We start from the raw sequence: 3330 nt of genomic DNA, 5'->3' as shown, positions 1-3330 counted from the left end.
ATCGGGTTGGCCATCTTCCGCGACTACGGCGCGGGCACCGTCTTCTTCGCCGGCCAGTCGCTCATCGAACTGGCCGACCACGGCGCCCCCGACCATCGTGCGACGAACTTCCCCGGCGCACTGTGGCTGCAGGTTCGTGACGTCGCCGCCACTCAAACCGAATTGGAAAGCCGCGGCGTCCAGATCGCCCGCGAGGCCCGCCGGGAACCGTGGGGACTGCACGAGATGCATGTCATCGATCCAGACGGCGTTCTGCTGATTTTCGTCCAGATCCCGCCCGAGCATCCGCTGCGCCGCGACACCCGGGGTTAACGCCGCAAGGTATGAGGTTAACCCCAGACGAACATCTGGCTATCGTGCAGTTTGCCGTGGTCTACCGATACCGTTCTTTCGACAACCATGCCCGCCTGCCCTCAGAATTAGGCTCGTGACCCTTCAGCTGTTCCTTCTGATCATCGTCGTGATCACCGCCCTCGCTTTCGATTTCACGAACGGCTTCCACGACACCGCCAATGCGATGGCCACGTCTATCGCGAGCGGAGCACTCCAGCCGAAGGCCGCGGTGACGTTGTCGGCTGTGCTGAACCTGGTAGGAGCGTTCCTGTCCACCGCGGTCGCCGGAACCATCGCACGGAATCTTGTCGACGCTCAGCTGGTCAAGCCCGATTTGATCTTCGCCGGACTCGTCGGCGGGATCGTCTGGAACCTACTGACCTGGCTGTTGGGCATCCCGTCGAGCTCGTCACACGCTTTGGTCGGCGGCATCATCGGCGCCATGATCGCCGCGGTAGGCGGGCACGGAGTGATCTGGACCGGCGTCGTGTCGCTGGTGTTGATCCCGGCCCTGGTCTCGGTCATGTTGGCCGGTGTCGTGGGTGCCTTCGGTACCTGGCTGGTCTACCGGTTAAACCGCGGTGTTCCCGAAGAGCGCAGCGAAGCGGCCTTCCGCCGTGGCCAGATCTTCTCGGCGTCGCTGGTCTCGCTGGCCCACGGCACCAACGACGCGCAGAAGACGATGGGGGTGATCTTCCTCGCCCTGATCTCCTACGGCGCAGTCAACCGGACGGACCACGTACCCCCGTTCTGGGTCATCCTGGCCTGCGCCTGCGCCATGGCTCTTGGCACGTACACCGGCGGCTGGCGGATCATCCGCACCATGGGCAAGGGCATCGTCGAGATCAAGTCGCCGCAGGGCATGGCCGCCGAATCCTCTTCTGCGGTAATCATTTTGCTGTCGGCCCACTTCGGCTACGCGTTGTCCACCACGCAGGTGGTCACCGGTTCAGTGCTCGGTAGCGGGGTCGGAAAGCCCGGCGCCGAGGTGCGCTGGAGCGTCGCTGGGCGGATGGTCGCTGCCTGGCTGATCACCTTGCCGTCCGCCGGCCTGGTCGGTGCCATCACCTACGTCCTGGTGCACGGGATCGGCGGCTACCCGGGAGCGATCATCGGTTTCCTGATGCTGGTCGCGGCCGCGACGGTGATCTACCTGCAGTCGCGCAAGACCAAGGTCGATCACACCAACGTCAACGCCGAGTGGAAAGGCGACCTGACCGCCGGCCTCGAGGAGGCCGGCGCGCTGCGCGCCGACGGCGAGGCTGCCGGTGCCGCTGTACACCCGGAGAGCAAGAAGGCGGGCACGTTGTGAATCACTGGTTCAACTACGAAGCCTCGCTGAAGATCCTGCTGTTCGGCCTGCTGCTGGGAAGTGGCCTGCCCGCGCTGTTCGCGCTGGCCGTGAAGGTGGGGGCGGCGGGCGCCGGCATCCGGGGCGGCTCGGGCACCGCCGTCGCGCACAAGAACCCAGCGCTCACCAACCCAGCGCTCACCGCGATCAGCTACGCGTTGTACGCGTTGGCGCTGACCGCGGTCGTCGTCGGCGTCCTGTTCATCGCTCGCGATGCCATAGGCGCGTGGACCGGCGTTTACCTTCTCGGGGCCAAGCCCGCGTAGCATCGAAATCTGTTCTGAAGTGAGGCAGATCGACCGTCCGGCGGGGAAGTGCACTTACCGTGAATCGACTCCTGAGCTCGGTGGTCGCATGGCTGCGCGCAGGCTATCCGGAGGGCATCCCGCCGACTGACTACTTCCCGGTGCTCGCCCTGCTGTCACGTCAACTGTGCAACGACGAAATCATGCTGGTGGCAGGCGAGTTGATGGATCGCGGCGACTTCGACCGCGTCGACATCGGCGTGCTGATCACCCAGATCACCGACGAGATGCCGTCGCTTGAGGATATCGAACGGGTGCGGAAGCGGTTGGCCGCCAAAGACTGGCCGCTGGACGACGCCCGCGACGCCGAGGACACCGCATAGCCGCCCTGCGCGCGTTCGCCGTAGCGCGCGGTTCCCCGGCCGGCCCGCTGTTGGCGGCGCTGGAGCAGGTACTACACGGCAAGGCGCCCGCGCTCGTCCCGATCGGCGCCGACACCGACCGCTCGACCCTTGAAGCGCTGCGGGTAGGCGACGCCATCGACGACGACGTGGCGCTGGTGGCGACCACGTCGGGAACCACCGGCGCGCCCAAAGGCGCAATGCTCACCGCCGCGGCGTTGGCCGCCGGCGCGGTGGCCACCCACCAGCGACTGGGCGGGCCGGGCCGGTGGCTGCTGGCCCTGCCGTCGTACCACATTGCCGGTATCCAGGTGCTGACCCGCAGCCTGCTGACCGGCACCACACCCGTCGAGCTGGACGTCTCCAACGGCTTCGATGTCAGCCGATTGCCCAACGCCGTCGCTGAACTCGGCTCAGGTCGGCGATACACCTCGCTGGTCGCCACGCAACTGGCCAAGGCGCTGGGCGACCCCGCAGCACGGGCGGCGCTGGGCGAATTGGACGCGGTGCTCATCGGCGGCGGCCCGTCCCCACGGCCGGTCCTCGACGCGGCCGCGAGCTGCGGTGTCAACGTGGTCTGCACCTACGGGATGAGCGAGACCGCCGGCGGCTGCGTGTACGACGGCGTACCGCTCGACGGAGTCCAGGTGCGTATCGACGCCGGACGGATCGTGATCGGCGGCGCGACACTGGCCAAGGGCTACCGCAACCCGCCCGACCCCGACCCGTTCGCCGAGCCCGGCTGGTTTCGCACCGATGACATTGGCGTCGTTGATAATTCAGGCGTACTCCGTGTGCTGGGCCGGATCGACGACGCGATCAGCACCGGCGGGTTGACGGTGTTGCCGCAGCCGGTCGAGGCGGTGTTGCGGACCCATCCCGCGGTGGCCGACTGCGCGGTGTTCGGGGTGTCCGACCAGCGACTGGGCCAGCGGGTGGCGGCCGCCGTCGTGGTGGCCGACGGGGCCACCCCACCGTCGCTCGATGAATTGCGGGCCCA

General features: G+C 67.3%; 5 protein-coding genes. All 5 read left to right on the top strand.

The annotated features are described in order from the left end of the window. A partial coding sequence (locus tag AC2VOG_RS14625) for a VOC family protein (RefSeq protein WP_486940608.1) occupies positions 1-312 on the top strand: 312 nt, incomplete at its 5' end. 115 nt (positions 313-427) lie between these two features. Beyond that, positions 428-1645, top strand: a complete 1218-nt coding sequence (locus AC2VOG_RS14620) for an inorganic phosphate transporter (protein WP_486940607.1) — start codon at positions 428-430, stop codon at positions 1643-1645. After that, positions 1642-1950: a hypothetical protein gene (locus AC2VOG_RS14615; RefSeq protein ID WP_486940606.1), complete on the top strand. Its 309-nt coding sequence runs from the start codon at positions 1642-1644 to the stop codon at positions 1948-1950. Before AC2VOG_RS14620 ends, AC2VOG_RS14615 begins: the two co-directional genes overlap by 4 nt. 59 nt (positions 1951-2009) lie before the next feature. Next, positions 2010-2312, top strand: coding sequence for a DUF3349 domain-containing protein (locus AC2VOG_RS14610; protein ID WP_486940605.1), 303 nt, complete (start codon positions 2010-2012; stop codon positions 2310-2312). 47 nt (positions 2313-2359) lie between these two features. Further along, the coding region (gene menE / locus AC2VOG_RS14605) for an o-succinylbenzoate--CoA ligase (RefSeq protein ID WP_486940609.1) at positions 2360-3330 on the top strand (971 nt) is incomplete at its 3' end.

The organism is Mycobacterium sp. TH-M11 (assembly GCF_057473725.1).
The sequence above is the reverse complement of the archived record's forward strand: the minus strand, read 5'-3'. Positions and strand labels throughout refer to the sequence as shown.